The organism is Oceanicola sp. S124 (assembly GCF_000220565.1).
Taxonomy (GTDB): domain Bacteria; phylum Pseudomonadota; class Alphaproteobacteria; order Rhodobacterales; family Rhodobacteraceae; genus Pseudooceanicola.
The window spans coordinates 1-3,504 of the sequence record NZ_AFPM01000173.1 but is presented as its reverse complement, the minus strand read 5'-3'; the positions used below and the strand labels follow the sequence as shown (position 1 = coordinate 3,504).

Below are 3,504 nucleotides of genomic sequence, written 5' to 3'. Positions count from 1 at the left end.
GGCGCGCATGGTCCGGCGCCTCGCGCCTGCACGCTCTGCGCCGGTGCGGGGCGTCGTCGACGGGGCGGATGACCTGCTGTCGGACCGGGGGATGCTGCTGACCGACGGACGCCACGGCTATGCGGCCACGCTGATCGAGACCGCTGCCGGCCAGCCCCCCCTGCTGATGTTTCCCGATGGCCTGCCGGAGCCGGGACGCGAACACTGGGTCGTGCGCAGCACCCTGGCCGCGCGGCGCCGCGTCCGGCCCGGCCCGGGAGGCGCGGGCACCGGGCTTGCCATGGGCACGCGGATCGCGACACCCGACGGGCCGCGCGCGATCGAGGATCTCTGCACCGGCGATCTCGTGCTGACCCGCGATGCCGGGCCGCAGCGTCTGCGCGGCGTGCAGATGACCCGTATCAGCGGCGCCCGGCTGCACCTGATGCCGCAGCTGCGGCCGGTGCGGATCCTGCCCGGCGCCTTCGGCCTGCTGCACCCTGAGGACAGCCTTATGCTGTCGCCCGACCACCTGGTGCTGGTCTCGGGTGGCGCGGCGCGGGCCCTGTTCAACGCGCCCGAAGTGCTGGTCCATGCCCGCGACCTGCTGAACGGGCGCAACGTGGTGCAGGACTTCCGGGTCAACGAGGTGACCTACGTGCAGCTGCGCCTGAAGGGGCACCAGATCCTCTCGGCCAACGGGCTGGGGTGTGAAAGCCTGCATCCGGCCGAGGCGCCGCAGGGCAAGGCGCGGATGCGCGCGGCGGCCTCGGCCCGCCGGGTGCTGAGCCGGCCCGAGGCGGTGATCCTGCAGCGCAACGCCGCGTGAGGCCCCCGATTTCCCGGAAAACTGCCGTGAAGGCCGATTGACTCTGTCCCGCCAGCCTCTATAAGCGCGGCTTCATTGGTGTTGGTGGCCCCCGCGAGGGGAACCCTGTCAACCCGGGTGGCCCGTCCCGCAAGGGAGGGTCCGGGGAGAGGACAACGCCCTTCATAGCCGCGGTGGCAGCCTTGGACAGGCCCCTTTCCGACGGTCGAGCAGCGCAAGCGGCCTCGACCCGAAAAGTGGGAACCGGTTTTCGGATCAAGTCGCGGCGCCAGTATAAAGAAGGAGATCAGCCGTGACCAAACGCACGTCTGCCAAGTACAAGATCGACCGCCGCATGGGCGAAAACATCTGGGGCCGTCCGAAGTCCCCGGTGAACCGCCGCGAGTACGGCCCCGGCCAGCACGGCCAGCGCCGCAAGGGCAAGATGTCGGACTTCGGTCTGCAGCTGCGCGCCAAGCAGAAGCTGAAAGGCTACTACGGCGACCTGACCGAGAAGCAGTTCCGTCGCATCTTCGGTGAAGCCGAACGTCGCAAGGGCGACACCGGCGAGCTGCTCATCGGCCTGCTGGAGCGCCGCCTGGACGCCGTCGTCTACCGCGCCAAGTTCGTCGCCACCGTCTTCGCGGCCCGTCAGTTCGTGAACCACGGCCACGTGCTGGTGAACGGCAAGCGCGTCAACATCCCCTCCTACCGCGTGAAGGAAGGTGACGTGATCGAGGTCCGCGAGAAGTCCAAGCAGATGGCCGCCATCCTGGAAGCCATCCAGCTGCCCGAGCGTGACGTTCCCGACTACCTGGAAGTCGACACCAACAAGCTGACCGCGACCTTCGTGCGCACCCCCGGCCTGTCGGACGTTCCCTACCCGGTCCAGATGGAACCGAACCTCGTCATCGAATACTACGCCCAGAACTAAGTTTCCGGCGCAGGATTGCGGAAAGGGCCGTACCTTCGGGTGCGGCCCTTTTTCGTGCCTGCGCTGTCCCGGGCGAGGCGGCCGGGCCCAGACACGCGGAGATTGCGCAACGGAAGTCGGTCGTGACCGCCTTCACCCAAACTTCATCTTTCCATGCACCCGGCCCCCGGCTAGAAGGACCCCGGTGCGAAAAGGTGACATGATGACCAACAAGATCGAGCCTCAGCCCGGGATCATGGAGATCGACCTCTACGTCGGAGGGGCCTCCAAGGTCGAGGGCGTGAGCGATGTGGTGAAGCTCTCGTCGAACGAGAACCCCTATGGTGCCGGTGATGCGGCGAGGGAAGCCTATTCGCGGGCCGTCCATGACCTGCACCGTTACCCCTCCACCGACCATGCCGAGCTGCGCCAGGCGATTGCCGCGCACCACGGGCTGGATCCCGAGCGCATCATCTGCGGCGTCGGCTCGGACGAGGTGCTGCAATTCCTCTGCCAGGCCTTCGCCGGCCCCGGTGACGAGGTGCTCTTCACCGAGCACGGCTTCGGCATGTACCGCATCCTGGCCCATGCCTCGGGCGCGACCCCGGTCGAGGTGAAGGAAAAGAACCGCGTCACCGACGTCGATGCGCTGATTGCTGGCATGAGCGAGCGCACGAAGCTGGTCTTCATCGCCAATCCGAACAATCCGACCGGCACCATGATCGGCGGCAACGAGGTCGCGCGCCTGGCCGACAGCCTGCCCGAAGGCGCGATCCTCGTGCTGGACGGGGCCTATGCGGAATACGTGCAGGGCTTCGACGGCGGTGCCGGCCTGGTCGAGGCGCGCAGCAATGTCGTGATGACCCGGACCTTCTCGAAGATTTACGGTCTGGGCGGCCTGCGCATCGGCTGGGGCTACGGCCCGCAAGAGATCATCGACGTGCTGACCCGCGTCCGACAGCCCTTCAACCTGTCCAACGGCCAGCTTGCGGCGGCGACGGCGGCGATGAACGATCAGGCCCATGTCACACGCTCGCGGACCGAGAACGCCCGCCTGCGTGACTGGCTGCGCAATGCGCTGGCCGAACATGGCGTGCCCTCGGATCCGTCGTCGGCCAACTTCATCCTGGCACGGTTCACCGATGCCGACGAGGCCCAGGCCTGCGACGCCTTCCTGCGCGCGCGCGGCCTGCTGGTGCGCCAGGTGGCGGGCTACAACCTGCCCCATTGCCTGCGCATCACCATCGGGGACGAGCCCTCGTGCCGCCGCGTCGCCCATGCGATCGGCCAGTTCAAGGCCGGAGAGCCTGCATGATCTACCCCCGCATCGCGCTGATCGGCCTTGGCCTGATCGCCTCGTCGATCATCCGCGCGGCGGAACGCGGCCAGCTGGCGGGCGAGATCCGCGGCTATGACCTGTCGGACGAGGCCAGGGCCACGGCGCGCGAGATCGCCCTGGGCGACGTGATCTGCGACAGCGCCGAAGAGGCGGTGGCGGATGCCGACCTGGTGATCCTTGCCGTGCCCGTGGGCGCCATGGGCGCCGTGGCCGAGAGGATCGCGCCGCACCTGAAGCCGGGCGCGGTGCTGTCGGATGTCGGCTCGGTCAAGGGCTCGGTCGTGGCGACGGTCGGCCCGCATGTGCCCGAGGGCGTGCATTTCATCCCCGCGCACCCGCTGGCCGGCACCGAGCATTCCGGCCCCCGCGCCGGCTTTGCCGAGCTGTTCGACAACCGCTGGTGCCTGATCGTCCCGGCCGGGGAAACCGACCCGCAGGCGCTGGAGGGGCTGAAGGCCTTCTGGG

4 protein-coding genes are annotated in these 3,504 nt (G+C 68.6%); all 4 read left to right on the top strand.

Annotated elements, in window-relative coordinates; translation table 11 throughout:
- Positions 1–808 (top strand): Hint domain-containing protein (locus OS124_RS24525; protein WP_010139970.1); only part of this gene is annotated, 808 nt, incomplete at its 5' end.
- A gap of 292 nt (positions 809–1,100) precedes the next feature.
- Positions 1,101–1,721, top strand: coding sequence for a 30S ribosomal protein S4 (rpsD, locus tag OS124_RS0112330; RefSeq protein ID WP_010139969.1), 621 nt, complete (start codon positions 1,101–1,103; stop codon positions 1,719–1,721).
- 199 nt (positions 1,722–1,920) lie between these two features.
- Positions 1,921–3,015, top strand: coding sequence for a histidinol-phosphate transaminase (gene hisC, locus OS124_RS0112325; RefSeq protein WP_010139968.1), 1,095 nt, complete (start codon positions 1,921–1,923; stop codon positions 3,013–3,015).
- Positions 3,012–3,504: prephenate dehydrogenase/arogenate dehydrogenase family protein (locus OS124_RS0112320; RefSeq protein WP_010139967.1), on the top strand; the 493-nt coding region annotated here is incomplete at its 3' end. The genes hisC and OS124_RS0112320, both read left to right, overlap by 4 nt.